Origin of the sequence: Bacteroides zhangwenhongii, from assembly GCF_009193325.2 — a bacterium.
GTDB classification, from domain to species: domain Bacteria; phylum Bacteroidota; class Bacteroidia; order Bacteroidales; family Bacteroidaceae; genus Bacteroides; species Bacteroides zhangwenhongii.
The window spans coordinates 124,156-139,460 of sequence record NZ_CP059856.1 but is presented as its reverse complement, the minus strand read 5'-3'; the positions used below and the strand labels follow the sequence as shown (position 1 = coordinate 139,460).

The 15,305-nt window shown below is 43.6% G+C and carries 15 protein-coding genes; 10 read left to right on the top strand and 5 right to left on the bottom strand.

Annotated features, from left to right (window positions below; genetic code table 11):
* Positions 1–88: 88 nt before the first annotated feature.
* From dnaE to GD630_RS00620, 3 genes are read left to right on the top strand one after another with little or no spacing between them, the layout of a single operon-like run.
* Positions 89–3,895, top strand: coding sequence for a DNA polymerase III subunit alpha (gene dnaE / locus GD630_RS00630; protein ID WP_143865234.1), 3,807 nt, complete (start codon positions 89–91; stop codon positions 3,893–3,895).
* 55 nt (positions 3,896–3,950) lie between these two features.
* On the top strand, positions 3,951–4,277 hold the full coding sequence (gene trxA / locus GD630_RS00625) for a thioredoxin (protein WP_394368267.1): 327 nt from the start codon (positions 3,951–3,953) through the stop codon (positions 4,275–4,277).
* Between the two features lie 40 nt (positions 4,278–4,317).
* A complete protein-coding gene (locus tag GD630_RS00620) occupies positions 4,318–4,653 on the top strand; it encodes a hypothetical protein (protein WP_007767155.1) in 336 nt (111 codons plus the stop codon).
* 445 nt (positions 4,654–5,098) lie between these two features.
* Here the strand turns inward: GD630_RS00620 and GD630_RS00615 are convergent, their stop codons facing one another.
* The gene (locus GD630_RS00615; RefSeq protein WP_143865233.1) at positions 5,099–5,824 is read right to left on the bottom strand and encodes an RDD family protein; all 726 of its coding nucleotides are present in this window, start codon (positions 5,822–5,824) and stop codon (positions 5,099–5,101) included.
* Between the two features lie 101 nt (positions 5,825–5,925).
* Here GD630_RS00615 and GD630_RS00610 point away from each other — a divergent pair, with 101 nt between their 5' ends.
* Genes GD630_RS00610 through GD630_RS00585 form a run of 6 tightly spaced genes read left to right on the top strand, consistent with a single transcriptional unit; the run spans position 5,926 to position 12,010 of the window.
* Positions 5,926–6,888: a stage II sporulation protein M gene (locus GD630_RS00610; RefSeq protein WP_007767105.1), complete on the top strand. Its 963-nt coding sequence runs from the start codon at positions 5,926–5,928 to the stop codon at positions 6,886–6,888.
* Complete coding sequence (locus tag GD630_RS00605) at positions 6,869–7,807, top strand: hypothetical protein (protein ID WP_143865232.1); 939 nt, start codon at positions 6,869–6,871, stop codon at positions 7,805–7,807. The genes GD630_RS00610 and GD630_RS00605 overlap by 20 nt, the downstream gene beginning before the upstream one ends.
* A gap of 17 nt (positions 7,808–7,824) precedes the next feature.
* Complete coding sequence (locus tag GD630_RS00600) at positions 7,825–8,442, top strand: DUF4129 domain-containing protein (protein WP_143865231.1); 618 nt, start codon at positions 7,825–7,827, stop codon at positions 8,440–8,442.
* Positions 8,439–9,713, top strand: a complete 1,275-nt coding sequence (locus tag GD630_RS00595; protein WP_143865230.1) for a DUF4350 domain-containing protein — start codon at positions 8,439–8,441, stop codon at positions 9,711–9,713. Before GD630_RS00600 ends, GD630_RS00595 begins: the two co-directional genes overlap by 4 nt.
* 11 nt (positions 9,714–9,724) lie before the next feature.
* Positions 9,725–10,699, top strand: a complete 975-nt coding sequence (locus tag GD630_RS00590; protein WP_143865229.1) for an AAA family ATPase — start codon at positions 9,725–9,727, stop codon at positions 10,697–10,699.
* Positions 10,700–12,010 carry a DUF58 domain-containing protein gene (locus tag GD630_RS00585; RefSeq protein WP_143865228.1) on the top strand — a complete coding sequence of 437 codons (1,311 nt, stop codon included), beginning with the start codon at positions 10,700–10,702 and terminating at the stop codon, positions 12,008–12,010.
* 46 nt (positions 12,011–12,056) lie between these two features.
* Here the strand turns inward: GD630_RS00585 and GD630_RS00580 are convergent, their stop codons facing one another.
* From GD630_RS00580 to GD630_RS00565, 4 genes are all read right to left on the bottom strand, one after another.
* A complete protein-coding gene (locus tag GD630_RS00580; RefSeq protein WP_143865227.1) occupies positions 12,057–12,284 on the bottom strand; it encodes an immunity 17 family protein in 228 nt (75 codons plus the stop codon).
* Positions 12,281–12,694, bottom strand: a complete 414-nt coding sequence (gene tsaE / locus GD630_RS00575) for a tRNA (adenosine(37)-N6)-threonylcarbamoyltransferase complex ATPase subunit type 1 TsaE (protein WP_008998923.1) — start codon at positions 12,692–12,694, stop codon at positions 12,281–12,283. Before tsaE ends, GD630_RS00580 begins: the two co-directional genes overlap by 4 nt.
* 12 nt (positions 12,695–12,706) lie before the next feature.
* On the bottom strand, positions 12,707–13,519 hold the full coding sequence (locus tag GD630_RS00570) for a metal ABC transporter permease (RefSeq protein ID WP_007757858.1): 813 nt from the start codon (positions 13,517–13,519) through the stop codon (positions 12,707–12,709).
* A gap of 81 nt (positions 13,520–13,600) precedes the next feature.
* Positions 13,601–14,026, bottom strand: coding sequence for a phospholipase (locus tag GD630_RS00565; RefSeq protein WP_143865226.1), 426 nt, complete (start codon positions 14,024–14,026; stop codon positions 13,601–13,603).
* Between the two features lie 114 nt (positions 14,027–14,140).
* Between GD630_RS00565 and GD630_RS00560 the strand changes: the two genes are divergently transcribed.
* Positions 14,141–15,268: a leucine-rich repeat domain-containing protein gene (locus GD630_RS00560; protein WP_143865225.1), complete on the top strand. Its 1,128-nt coding sequence runs from the start codon at positions 14,141–14,143 to the stop codon at positions 15,266–15,268.
* Positions 15,269–15,305 lie beyond the last annotated feature (37 nt).

The window sequence follows — 15,305 nt, the reverse complement described above, 5'->3', positions numbered from 1 at the left end:
TGTGAATGTTGATAACTTTTTGAGGATTATTTTTGTTTATCTCTCGGGAGATAGTAATTTTATGCCTTCAAATTAACTACTTATCATTATGCAGGATTTCGTTCATTTACATGTCCATACCCAATATTCTCTTTTGGACGGTCAGGCTAGCGTGGCTCGTCTGGTCGACAAAGCGATGAAGAATGGAATGAAGGGTATTGCCGTGACCGATCATGGAAATATGTTCGGTATTAAAGAATTTACGAACTACGTTAATAAAAAGAATAGCGGTCCCAAAGGAGAGGTCAAAGACCTGAAAAAACGAATTGCGGGTATAGAAGCCGGAACCATAGAGTGTGAGGACAAAGAAGCTGAGATTGCCGATTGTAAAGCCAAAATAGTAGAAGCGGAAAACAAACTGTTCAAACCCATCATCGGTTGTGAGATGTATGTGGCACGCCGTACGATGGACTTAAGAGAAGGTAAACTCGACCAGAGCGGTTATCACCTGATTGTATTGGCTAAAAATGAAAAGGGATACCATAACCTTATTAAATTAGTATCGCACGCATGGACGCGCGGATACTATATGCGTCCGCGTACCGACCGCAGCGAATTGGAAAAGTATCATGAAGGTCTGATTGTCTGTTCGGCTTGCCTCGGTGGAGAGATACCGAAACGGATTACCAATGATCAGTTTGCGGAAGCGGAGGAAGCCATACAGTGGTATAAGAACTTATTCGGAGATGATTTTTATCTGGAGATGCAACGCCATAAAGCGACCGTTCCCCGTGCCAATCACGAGTGTTATCCAATGCAGGTAAAAGTGAATAAATACCTGATGGAGTATGCCCAAAAGTACAACATAAAATTGATCTGTACGAACGACGTTCATTTTGTGGACGAGGAAAATGCGGAAGCGCACGACCGTCTGATCTGTTTGAGTACCGGCAAGGATTTGGATGACCCTACCCGTATGCTTTATACCAAACAAGAGTGGATGAAAACACGTGAAGAGATGAATGAACTCTTTGCGGACGTACCCGAAGCTTTGAGCAATACATTGGAAATTCTCGATAAAGTAGAATATTATTCCATCGACCATGCCCCTATTATGCCTACTTTCGCTATTCCTGAGGACTTTGGAACGGAAGAAGAATACAGAGCGAAATTTACGGAGAAAGACTTGTTCGACGAGTTTACGCAAGATGAGCATGGCAATGTGGTGTTGAGTGAAGAGGATGCGAAGGCTAAAATAAAGCGTCTGGGTGGTTATGATAAACTCTATCGTATCAAGCTCGAAGGAGACTATTTGGCTAAGTTGGCTTTCGACGGTGCGAAACGGATATATGGCGAGCCTTTGTCGGAAGAAGTGAAGGAACGCATGAATTTTGAGCTATATATCATGAAGACTATGGGTTTCCCCGGATACTTCTTGATTGTGCAAGACTTTATCAATGCCGCCCGCAAGGAGTTGGGGGTATCCGTAGGTCCGGGACGTGGATCGGCTGCCGGTTCGGCTGTGGCGTACTGTCTGGGAATTACGAAAATCGACCCTATCCAATACGATTTGCTGTTTGAACGTTTCCTGAATCCGGACCGTATCTCTTTGCCTGATATTGATGTGGACTTTGATGATGACGGTCGTGGTGAGGTACTTCGCTGGGTGACGAATAAATATGGTCAGGAAAAGGTGGCGCACATCATTACCTATGGTACGATGGCTACAAAGTTGGCTATCAAGGACGTTGCCCGTGTGCAGAAACTTCCTCTTTCGGAATCCGACCGCTTGGCTAAACTGGTGCCGGATAAAATTCCGGATAAGAAATTGAACTTGCCGAATGCGATTGCATACGTGCCCGAATTACAAGCTGCCGAAGCTTCATCGGATCCGTTGGTGCGCGATACGCTGAAATATGCCAAAATGCTTGAAGGCAATGTACGTGGTACGGGGGTGCACGCTTGCGGTACGATTATCTGCCGTGATGATATCACCGATTGGGTGCCTGTCAGCACTGCCGATGATAAAGAAACGGGTGAGAAAATGCTTGTCACCCAGTATGAAGGTTCGGTGATTGAAGATACCGGACTGATTAAGATGGACTTTCTTGGCTTGAAGACATTGTCTATCATTAAAGAAGCCGTTGAGAATATCCGTCTGAGCCGTGCCATTGAAGTGGATGTGGATCAGATTGATATTAACGATCCGGCTACTTATAAATTATACAGTGACGGCCGTACGATCGGTACATTCCAGTTTGAATCTGCCGGTATGCAGAAGTATCTGCGTGAATTGCAGCCTTCTACATTCGAAGATTTGATTGCCATGAACGCCCTCTACCGTCCGGGACCGATGGATTATATCCCCGATTTTATCGATCGTAAACATGGACGTAAGCCGATTGAGTATGATATTCCGGTAATGGAAAAGTACTTGAAGGATACATACGGGATTACGGTTTATCAGGAACAGGTGATGCTCCTGTCACGTTTGTTGGCGGACTTTACACGTGGCGAGTCCGATGCTCTTCGTAAGGCAATGGGTAAGAAGCTGCGTGACAAGCTGGATCACATGAAGCCTAAATTTATCGAGGGTGGACGTAAGAACGGACACGACCCGAAAGTTCTCGAAAAGATTTGGACGGACTGGGAAAAGTTTGCATCGTATGCTTTCAACAAGTCTCATGCTACTTGTTATTCATGGGTGGCTTATCAGACTGCCTATCTGAAAGCGAATTATCCTTCCGAATATATGGCGGCTGTGATGAGCCGAAGTTTGTCGAACATTACGGATATCACGAAGCTGATGGATGAATGTAAGGCGATGGGTATTCAGACTTTGGGACCGGATGTCAATGAGAGTAACTTGAAGTTTACTGTAAATCGTGACGGTAATATCCGTTTCGGGCTTGGAGCCGTAAAAGGAGTAGGCGAGGCTGCCGTGCAGAGTATCATGGAGGAACGTGAAAAGAACGGTCCTTTTACCGGAATTTTCGACTTTGTGCAACGTGTCAATCTGAATGCCTGCAATAAGAAGAACATGGAATGCCTCGCATTGGCCGGTGGCTTTGACAGTTTTCCGGAATTGAAACGTGAACAGTACTTTGCTGTCAACTCTAAAGGAGAAGTTTTCCTGGAAACTTTGATGCGTTATGGCAACCGTTATCAGGCTGATAAAGCTGCTGCTGTCAATTCTCTGTTTGGTGGCGAAAACGTAATTGATGTGGCAACTCCTGAGATTCCTCAGGGGGTAGAGCGTTGGAGTGATCTCGACCGTTTGAACCGTGAACGCGATTTGGTCGGTATCTACCTTTCCGCTCATCCGTTGGATGAATTCTCCATTGTATTGGAACACGTCTGCAACACACGTATGGCAGATTTGGAAGATAAAACAGCCCTTGCCGGTCGCGAAATAACGATGGGAGGTATTGTGACCAGTGTCCGTCGTGGAATCAGCAAGAACGGAAATCCGTATGGTATCGCCAAGATAGAAGACTATTCTGGCTCTACCGAGATTCCATTCTGGGGAAATGACTGGGTGACTTATCAAGGATACCTCAATGAGGGTACTTTTTTGTTTATCAAAGCCCGTTGCCAACCCAAGCAATGGCGGCAGGATGAACTGGAAGTGAAGATTACTTCTATGGAACTGCTGCCGGATGTAAAAGAAGAGTTGGTGCAGAAGATAACCATTATTATTCCGTTGTCCGTGTTGAACTCCGCTTTAATCACGGAACTTGCAACATTGACAAAAGAACATCCGGGAAATACGGAACTATATTTTAGGGTGACGGATGATATTGATGTAAACCGTATGGCGGTCGACTTAATTTCCCGTCCGGTCAAGCTTTCGGTGGGCCGTGAATTAATAACCTATTTAAAAGACCGTCCGGAATTGGGGTTCCGTATAAATTGATTATATTTGTGGCGGTAATAGTAAGTGAAATACTATTTAATAATTAATACTTAATATTTTAAAGAAAATGGCTTTAGAAATTACAGACAGCAACTATAAGGAGATCCTTGCAGAAGGAAAACCGGTTGTGGTAGATTTTTGGGCTCCTTGGTGTGGCCCTTGCAAAATGGTAGCTCCTATTATTGAAGAATTGGCGGCAGAGTTTGAAGGACAGGTAATCATCGGCAAGTGTGATGTGGATGAAAATAGCGATTTGCCTGCTGAATATGGTATCCGTAATATCCCTACCGTATTGTTTTTCAAGAATGGTGAGATTGTAGACAAGCAAGTAGGCGCTGTCGGTAAACCTGTATTTGTAGAGAAAGTAAAGAAACTGTTATAAGCAGCCTACTTAATATCTATCACTTAATACTTAAATTATCATGGGACTGGAAGAAGATTTTTTATTAGCAGATGCCGATGACGAAAAGACCATCGAGTTTATCAAAAACTATCTGCCTCAAGAACTGAAGGAGAAATTCTCGGATGACGAGTTGTATTATTTCCTCGATTTGATTGACGAGTATTACTCTGAAAGTGGAATCCTTGATGCTCAGCCCGATGCGGATGGATATGTTGATATTGATCTGGAAGAGGTTGTGGCTTACATTGTGAAAGAAGCCAAAAAGGATGAAATGGGAGAATACGATCCGGAAGAAGTTCTCTTTGTGGTTCAAGGAGAAATGGAATACGGAAATTCTCTGGGACAGGTGGACTAAACGGTGTCCGGTCTCACTGTAAGATAAAACCCTCTTTTAATTGTCACTTGTCACTTTTCTGGCTTAATCTATTGATAGCCAGGTGAAATTAGGTGACAATAGCGGGTGATAATAAGGTGATAATAGAAGAAAACGTATTTTCTATTATCACCTTAATTATTTTGAATTATAGGTTATTCTGCTGATTATCAGCCTTTAAGTATACTGTCCGATTCCCGATTCCCCGTGTCTTAAGAATGCCCTTTTCGACCATGAGGTTGAGCTCACGCAGTGCTTTTCCTTTCAATAACCCCGTTATTTGACTGTATTCTCTGCGGGTGATGAAGAAGTTCTTCTTCAAAAAGGTATCCAATCGTGCGAAACGTGTCTCTTCTTGGTATACGAACAAAGGAACTGTATATCTGGTTGTTAAGCTGTAAATATGTAGGGGCGTCGGACAAACTTCCTATATTTCTTCTAACGCATAATATTGATAATCTCTTAATACCGTCTGGAGAAATTTTTCCTGATTACCATCCTGCGGAGTGATGGAAAGAAGTGACTGTACCTTTTTGGCAAGCGCTGAGATGCGCCGTATGCGGTCTTTTTCTCCGGACTCCAGTGTACGGGTAATCACATTTACCTGTTCCAATGATAAGTCGGCGGATTGAGGGTAGACCGGACGGTAATTCTTCATCAGATAGTCAAATTCGTCAAGACTGACGTGTATTTTGCGATAGTTCTTTTCTTTAATTACCATTGTTCCGGCAGCGAGATCACCTAGACGCTGATTATTCTTGGTCAGCAGGATGACAAAGATGCCTAAACCGCTTGTCAATGGTCCGTCAACTATGAAAAGAAGCCAGCGTAGCAGGTAAGAACCAATGCTGGGAGTAGAACCGTCCAACTTTACCACACGGATATTCATCAATCTTTTTCCGAAACTCTGTCCGTGATTGAACATTTCGCAGAGAAAGGAGTAGCCGAGTATGGGCAGATAAACGATAAACAGAAAAAAGAACAGGTTGAATCCCGATGGCAAGTGTAACTTTGCAATAAGGGCAATTGTAGAATAGAGATAAAGCCCGATCAGAAAATAATCAATGATTAAAGCGATCAGACGTTCACCGATACTGGCGGGTGTTTGGCTGATACGAACAAATTGTCCGGTTATTATCGTGGATTCTGCCATTTATGGTTAAACATTTTTAGGATTCCGTTGCAAATATATTATAATTCTCTTACTTTTGCTTCCGGTTTCGGACAAAACTTATCCGGAATTTACTGAAAAGCATGAAAGAGGTTACGTTTATCCGTCGGAACATTGAAAAATGGAAAGAGACAGAGAAGATTGTGGAGCAGGCTGTCGGCTTGTCTCCCGACCGACTTGCGGATGCGTATACAGACCTGACTGCTGACCTGGCATTCGCCCAGACACATTTCCCGACTTCCCGCATCACTATTTATCTGAATAATCTGGCTTCGGCGTTGCACAACGAAATCTATCGGAACAAACGCGAGAAGTGGACACGGATTATCACCTTTTGGACGCAGGAAGTGCCGCAAACGATGTATGATGCACGTCGCGAGTTACTGGTTTCTTTTATTATTTTCGTTGCCAGCGCACTGATTGGAGTATTGTCTGCTGCGAACGATCCGGATTTCGTCCGCTTGATTCTAGGAAACGGCTATGTGGACATGACATTGGACAATATAGCCAATGGGGAGCCGATGGCGGTTTATAACGGTTCGGATGAAGTTCCGATGTTTCTGGGGATTACGCTCAACAACGTTATGGTATCTTTCAACTGCTTTGCAATGGGACTGCTGACCAGTTTCGGTACAGGCTATATGCTTCTCTCCAATGGGATTATGATAGGAGCCTTTCAGACTTTCTTTTATCAGCACGGTTTGCTTTGGGAGTCTACCCTTGCCGTCTGGCTGCATGGTACGCTCGAAATCTGGGCAATTATTGTGGCAGGTGCCGCCGGGCTGGCTTTAGGTAACGGATGGCTGTTTCCCGGGACTTATTCGAGGATTGAATCTTTCCGTCGGGGAGCGAAGCGCGGGCTGAAAATAGTTATAGGCACTGTCCCCGTATTTATAATGGCAGGATTTATAGAAGGGTTTATAACCCGCCATACGGAACTTCCGGATATGTTGAGGCTTGGTGTAATTCTCACTTCACTGGCATTTATTATTTTCTACTATATTTATTTACCAAATAAGAAAAAACATGGAATCACAGAAACCTAAGATTGCGATGTATGTGAAACGTCCTTTCGGTGAGAAGCTGAATGCTTCTTTTGATTTTATAAAGGAAAATTGGAAGCAGTTGTTGAAGTATGCAACGTATCTGATACTTCCGGTCTGTTTGCTTCAAGCGGCAAATTTTAGCGGGTTGATGGGCGGTATGACGGATCTTACCGCTATGCAGGCGGCAGGTGGAATGGGAGATGATCCGTTATCCGTTTTCGGACCTTCGTTCGCATTCAATTATGCAGGACTTGTCTTTTTTTCATTTTTGGGAGCCTTGTTGTTGACCTCTTTAATTTATGCCATGATCCGGTTGTACATTGAACGGGAAGAACGTCTGAATGGAATTCTCTTTAACGATATAAAACCGTTATTACTTCGTAATATCAAAAGATTATTCATTATAGGGGTGTTCTGTAGCTTTTTGCTTCTGCTTGCCGTTATCATTATAGTGCTGTTGGCAGTGTTGACCCCATTTACGTTACTGCTCACTCTTCCGTTATTGTTTGCATTTGCCATACCTCTTGCCTTGATGGCTCCGATTTATTTGTTTGAGGATATTTCGTTAATGGAGGCATTCAGGAAGACCTTCCGGTTGGGATTTGCCACTTGGGGAGGGGTTTTCCTGATTCTTATTGTGATGGGACTTATTGCCAGCGTGTTGCAGGGAATCGTTTCCATACCGTGGTATATAATCTATATCGTGAAAATGGTATTTACCATGAGTGACGGTGGTGAAGCAGGGTCTTCTGTCGGACTGAACTTTGCACAATATCTGTTCTCTGTCCTGATGTTGTATGGCTCTTACTTGTCAGCCATATTTACGGTTGTCGGTCTGGTCTATCAGTACGGTCACGCATCTGAGGTGGTGGACAGCATAACGGTGGAAAGTGACATAGATAATTTTGATAAACTCTAACACCGGACGCAGGAGAAATGAATCTGACTTCCCCGACTGATACGTTGGTCTGTGATACGGCGCAGCTTGCCCGATGGCAATCTGATCCGGTGTATAACTATAACCGTGAGTTGATTGCTCCGGAGATTAATCTCTTCGAATGGATCAATAAACAGTTTGGGGAATTTCTGCGTGAAATATTCGGCAGCCGTTTTGCTGATGAGTATTCGGAACTTATTCTAGTTTGTATCGCTGTCGTTATCCTGCTTTTGGTTAGTTGGTTTGTCTATAAGAAACGCCCTGAACTGTTCATGCGCTCCGGTAAGAGAACATTGCCTTATACGGTGGAAGAAGATACGATTTACGGAGTCGACTTTCCGGAAGGGATTAACGAGGCTCTTTCTCAAAGGAACTACCGGGAGGCTGTGCGGTTGCTTTATTTGCAGACATTGAAGCAGTTGAGTGATGCAGGCCGTATCGAATGGCAACCTTATAAGACTCCTACGCAATATCTGTATGAAGTGCGACTCCCTGCTTTCCGGCAACTGACAAACCATTTTTTGCAGGTGCGCTATGGAAATTTTGAAGCGACGGAAGAACTTTTCCGTACAATGCGGGCTTTACAGGAAGAAATAGAGAAAGGAGGCGTCTCGTGAAAGGAAGCCGTTGGTTTATTATCTTTATCGTAGTCTTTTTGTTGGTCATGTTTGCGGTAGAATATCATTTGCCGAAGAAATTTGTGTGGAAACCGACTTTCGGTCATTACGACAAACAGCCTTTCGGTTGTGAAGTGTTCGATAGCCTGTTGTCGTCCTCCTTGCCGCATGGATATGCGCTGTCGAAGAAAAGTTTCTATCAGTTGGAACAAGAGGATACGGTAGGACAGTGTAAAGGTATATTAGCTATAGCTGATGACTTGATATTGTCGAGTGTGGACGTGAAGGCTTTGCTGCGGATGGCTGATCGGGGAAATAAAATAATGTTAGTGAGTACCTTATTTGGTACAAATTTGGAAGATACGTTGGATTTCAGAACTTACTATTCTTATTTCAGTCCGATGGCTTTAAAGAAATATGCCGCTTCTCTGTTGGCAAAAGACAGTATATGCTGGGTGGGAGATTCTACAGTGTATTCACGCCGGACCTTTTATTTTTATCCTCAATTCTGCTCGTCCTACTTTTGGATGGATTCGCTCCGGAGTGAGGTCCTGGCACAAAGGGTGATCGACTCGAACGAGTTCCGCTATGAGACCGAAGCGGATTCTTTGGTGACGGATAGTCTTTCGTGTATACCTGTCGCGATGTCCTACCGGCATGGTAAAGGAGAGATTATTTTAGTTTCCACTCCTTTGCTTTTTACAAACTACGGGATGTTGGATGGAGGAAATGGAGCCTATCTCTTCCGTTTGCTGTCGCACATGGGAGATCTTCCTGTTCTTCGCACGGAAGGATATATGAAAGAAACGGTGCAGGTGCAGAAGTCCCCTTTCCGCTATTTCCTTTCGCAGCCACCGCTTCGCTGGGCTTTGTATCTGACTATGATTGCCATTCTTCTCTTTATGATATTTACGGCAAAGAGGCGGCAGCGGGTTATCCCCGTCATACGTGAACCGGCAAATAGATCTCTCGAATTTACCGAACTGATAGGTACACTGTATTTTCAAAAGAAGGACCATGACGACTTGGTGCGGAAGAAGTTTACTTATTTTGCCGAAGAGTTGAGAAGGGAGATTCAGGTAGACATTGAAGAGGTGGCGGATGATGAACGCTCTTTTCACCGGATTGCCCGGAAAACGGGGATGGAGGTTGAAGAGATTGCGAAGTTTATTCGTGAAGTGCGGCCGGTGATTTACGGAGGACGCAGGATTAATGCGGAGCAAATGAAAGTGTTTATTGATAAAATGAATGAAATAATCAATCATATCTAAAGAAGAAATTTATGGAAGAGAATACAGAACAACGGTTAGATTTAACTCTTTTTTCCGAGAAGATACAGGAGTTGAAGGAGCGGATTGCGTCCGTCGTTGTGGGACAGGAGCAGACTGTCGATTTGGTGTTGACGGCTGTTCTGGCGAATGGACACGTATTGATAGAAGGTGTTCCGGGCGTTGCAAAGACACTATTGGCTCGTTTGACTGCCCGTCTGATTGATGCTGACTTCAGTCGTATCCAGTTTACTCCGGATTTAATGCCGAGTGATGTGCTGGGTACAACTGTGTTTAATATGAAAACCAATGGTTTTGACTTTCATCAGGGACCGATTTTTGCAGATATCGTATTGGTAGATGAAATCAACCGTGCTCCTGCGAAGACACAGGCTGCCTTGTTTGAAGTGATGGAAGAACGCCAGGTCAGTATCGACGGGACCACTCACCGGATGGGAGAACTTTATACGATTCTGGCTACTCAGAACCCGGTGGAGCAGGAGGGGACATACAAACTTCCCGAAGCGCAGCTCGACCGTTTTCTGATGAAGATAACGATGGATTATCCTTCGCTGGAAGAGGAAGTGAACATTCTGGAACGCCACCATACGAATGCGGCATTGGTAAAACTGGAAGATGTGACCCCCGTACTTACTAAAGAAGAACTTCTTTCTCTTCGTGCCTTGATGAGCCGGGTGTTTGTAGACCGTACGCTACTTCAATATATCGCGTTGATTGTGCAGCAGACTCGTACTAGCAAGGCAGTGTATCTGGGAGCTTCTCCGCGTGCTTCCGTAGCGATGTTGCAATCTTCAAAGGCCTATGCTCTTTTGCAAGGACGTGATTTTGTGACGCCGGAAGATATCAAGTTTGTAGCTCCCTATGTACTTCAGCATCGCCTGATCCTGACTGCGGAAGCTGAAATGGAAGGATACTCGCCGGTGAAAGTGACACAGCGTTTGATTGATAAAGTGGAAGTCCCGAAATAGATGTTTTTAACTCGTCGCTTCTATATTGTCCTGATCGTAGTTATCCTGTTGCTGGGTAGCGGATACGTTCTTGCTCCGTTCTTTGTCATCGGGCAGTGGACACTTTTTGTCTTGCTTCTGGTGGTATCGGCAGATGTGTATTCTCTTTATCGTATTCGGGGAATACAGGCTTTCCGCCAGTGTGCCGACCGCTTCTCCAATGGTGATGAGAATGAGGTAAGTATTCGTGTGGAAAGCAGCTATCCGTATCCTGTATCTTTAGAGGTTATTGATGAGATTCCTTTTATCTTTCAGAAACGTGATGTTGACTTTCGTACGAAGTTACAGGCGAATGAAGGAAAGACGATAACTTACCGTTTGCGCCCTACCCGTCGCGGTGTTTATTCGTTCGGGTATGTCAGAGTTTTTGTGACCGGAAGGATTGGGTTGGTTTCCCGTCGTTATACCTGTGCGGAACCTTTGGATATCAAGGTGTATCCGTCTTATCTGATGCTTCATCAATATGAATTGTTGGCGATGAGTGATAATCTGACCGAGCTGGGAATAAAGCGTGTTCGCAGGGTGGGACATCATACGGAGTTTGAACAAATCAAAGAGTATGTAAAGGGAGACGATTATCGTACGATTAACTGGAAAGCGAGTGCACGCAGGCATGAGCTTATGGTGAATGTATATCAGGATGAACGTTCGCAGCAGATTTACAATGTGATAGATAAAGGACGGGTGATGCAGCAGGCTTTTCGTGGGATGACTTTGTTGGATTATGCGATTAATGCTTCGTTGGTGCTTTCGTATGTTGCCATGCGGAAAGAAGACAAAGCCGGATTGGTGACCTTTGATGAACACTTCGATACTTTTGTCCCTGCTTCCAGGCAGCCGGGATATATGCAAACGTTGTTGGAGAATCTGTATAGTCAGCAGACTACTTTCGGGGAGACGGATTTCTCGGCTCTTTGTGTGCATCTGAACAAACACGTCAGTAAACGGAGCTTGTTGGTGCTCTATACCAACTTTTCGAGTATAGGCAGCATGAATCGCCAGTTGGCTTATCTGAAACAGCTGAATCACCGTCACCGTTTGCTCGTGGTCTTTTTCGAGGATGCCGATCTGAAGGAATACATTGCACAACCGGCAAAAGATACGGAAGGCTATTATCGCCATGTGATTGCAGAGAAGTTTGCTTACGAGAAACGGCTCATCGTATCTACTTTGAAGCAGCACGGGATCTATTCTTTGTTGACCACACCGGAAAATCTTTCCATTGATGTGATTAATAAATATTTGGAGATGAAAGCACGGCAATTATTGTAATAGGAATATCAATAATGGTCTGACTTTTTTTTATTTCTTATAAAGCTTATAATCCCATGGCTTTTCGTGTTTCTACAAAAAAGAATATAGCCATGCCGATAATGATAATCCCTAATATCCCATAGAAGAGTCGTGCCCGGTCGCGTCCTACATTTCTGACAATGGTTTGCGCATTACGTGTTGTAAAGAACCAGTCCCAGTTAAGCAATGACGCCAGCAGGGAGACAGTTCCTGCCAGCGCAAAGATTCCTTGTACGATATATTGTCCGCTCATAGTTTAATCACTCTACTTCCGTCTTCCAATTCTTCAATCGTTACTTTTACGGCGTCACCCGGCAGTAATTCTTCCACCAGTTCCGGCCATTCGATAAAGCAGAGAGCGCCACTGTAGAAATAATCTTCGTATCCCATGTCGTACACTTCACTTAGTTTCTTGATGCGGTAAAAATCGAAGTGATAGATTAACTCCCCGGTTTCGTCCGAACGGTATTCGTTGACAATAGCAAAAGTCGGAGAACTGATAACATCGGCTACACCCAATTCTTCGCAGAGTGCTTTCACAAATGTGGTTTTACCGGCACCCATCTTTCCGTATAAAGCAAATACAGTGTTGTCGCCCATAGCAGCGATGAATTCCCGGGCTGCTTCATGGATACTTTCCAGTGATTGAATTTTGATTTCCATATACTATATCTATTATGATGACTTTTTCCTGCAACAACTCTTTCCGATTTTGCAGACAGCATAAATCAGGATAGAGAAGAATATAATTGAAGCTCCCGAGGGGACTTTCCAATGATAAGAAATAAACAATCCGCCCAAGCATCCCAAGAAACCGATACCGATGGACAACCAGATGATTTTCTTGAAGCTATAAGTGAAGAGGTTAGCCGTCATTTGTGGAATGGTGAGAAGAGATATGGCTAACACAATACCTACCATCCGCAGGCAGGCCACAATAGTCAATGCGATGAACATCATTAACACGTATTCGAATATCTCTACCGGAATCTTCTGCGAACGTGCAAATTCACGGTCAAAGGCAATATATACGATAGGGCGGATAAACAGATAAAAGAATCCGGTCAGTATGAGTGCCAATATGCCAAGCATCCATAAGTCAATTTGATTAATGGTCAGGATATTCCCAAAAAGATAAGCTGATAAGTCGGGTGCAAATCCGGGTGACAAAAAGCTGAACATGATTCCGAGTGCCATTCCCAACGTCCAGAATACTGCAATGGCAGAGTCCTCACGCATATCTTTCCGTCTGCTAAGCCACTCCACACCGAAGGCTGATAAAACCGAGAATACAGCCGCCGAGAGTATCGGGGAAATTCCGGCAAACAATCCTAGCCCGATTCCTCCGAAAGAAGCATGAGTGATTCCTCCACTGATGAACACCAAGCGGCGGGTAACGATATATGTACCGATAATCCCACAGGCAATGCTTGCCAGCAGACTACCCAACAAGGCGTGTTGAAAGAATGTATATTGTAGTAAATCCAAGTAAATTAAAAATTAAAGATTAAAGACCGTGATTAGATGATAGCAACAGGCCATCATCTCTCACCTATCATTTATCACCTATCAACTCTCTCCGTTTCTTCTTTCTCCGATAATCAGAAAGACCTCGTCTTTGAGATCATCCGGCAGTTCGATGCCACGGAGTTGAAGACTACGTACCCATCCGGCCACTTCTATATCCAATGTTGTATACAGTACATCCCGAAACATATCTGTCTCTTCTGCCGTATATGCATTTCCAGGTCTGCCGATGAATTGGTCCAGCTCTTCATCATCGTAGTATTCTATCTTTTTGCTGACAGCGGCCAACAGACTGTCCCGTTCGCATACTTCGTGTTGTCCGCAGCATTCCGCATCTACTTCTTTCACTTCCGGCATACGATCCAGTTCGCCTCTCTCTATTTTCTTCTGTAGTCTTTTGTTGCGGATGATTCCGGCTATCAGCGCGATAACACCCAGCAGTACCAGACTTATAATAAGTATCCACATACCAATATAACAATTACGAATCAAATTTGTGCAAAGTTACTTATAAATTTCATTCTATTGAGTATGGTATCTATTTCTTTTCTTACTTTTGTATGTTACTAACTTAAATATAACATGAAAAGACAGAGTATATTATTCGTTCGGAGTATGTGTGTGGTTATCTTATTCATTACTCTTGCCGCCTGTAAAGATACAGACAACAGAGCGTTTGGAGATGATTTTGATTTTCCGGCGTTGACAGATGAAAACACGATTCGCTTTACAGTAAATGTTGTAGGAGACTGGCGGCAATTGGACATTGTAGCAAGTGGGGGACGAATGGTGATAGATTGGGGAAACGGTCGTATACAGAAAATAGAAGACCCTTCTTCAATGACTGGCGGAATGGTATATAGATATGGAAATAAGGGATCATACGAAGTGAAGATTTGGGCTGAAGAGCTGCAGTTTATCGATATAAGTGGTTTGCTTCTTCCTTTGAGTAATCTTTATTTGGGAAATATGCCGCGAATGAAATCTCTGGCTTTGAATAGTATTTCTGATACCCGAGAATTGGACTTGAATACCTTTTGTCCTAATGTGGAAAGTATTAATATCGGTAGTTTCGCAGATTTGGAGCGTCTGGAGATTAAGGATTGCTCCCGATTGCGATCTATACAAGTTTATTCTAATCCAAAATTAACTTCAATAGAGTTTGGCAGTCATCCGGAAACGGAAAGTCTATACTGTTCTTATAATGATCTTTCTTCCCTTTCCCTTAAAAGCTTACCGGCATTGCGCAATATTGATTTGAGTTCTAATGAACGATTGTCACATCTGGAATTGAACGAGGAGACTTCAATTTCTGCGATATTAATACAAGGATGTGCTTTCCAATCAATTACTGATATATTGAAATGTTGCCCTTCTTTAAGGGAATTAAGTTGTTCATATAATAAATTGACTGAACTTGATCTATCCGGTTGCTCTAATATCAGTGAGTTGCGTTGTGAACATAATCAGCTAACTCGTTTAGTGGTGCCGCAAGGAAGTTTGTTAGAACATCTTTATTGTCACTCGAATCAATTGGATGAGGATGCCCTGAATACGCTGTTTGATTCCTTGGGGCAAGTGGTAAACCCTGCCATTTATTATCCGACTCCTCCCCGCCAATATAGGATTTCTTTTAATGATAATCCGGGAGCAGATGATTGTAATAGAAGTATCTTGAATGATAAGAACTGGATAGTTGAAAATAAGTAAAGTATTGACGACAAACCACTAGAGCCTTTTTTCTCTA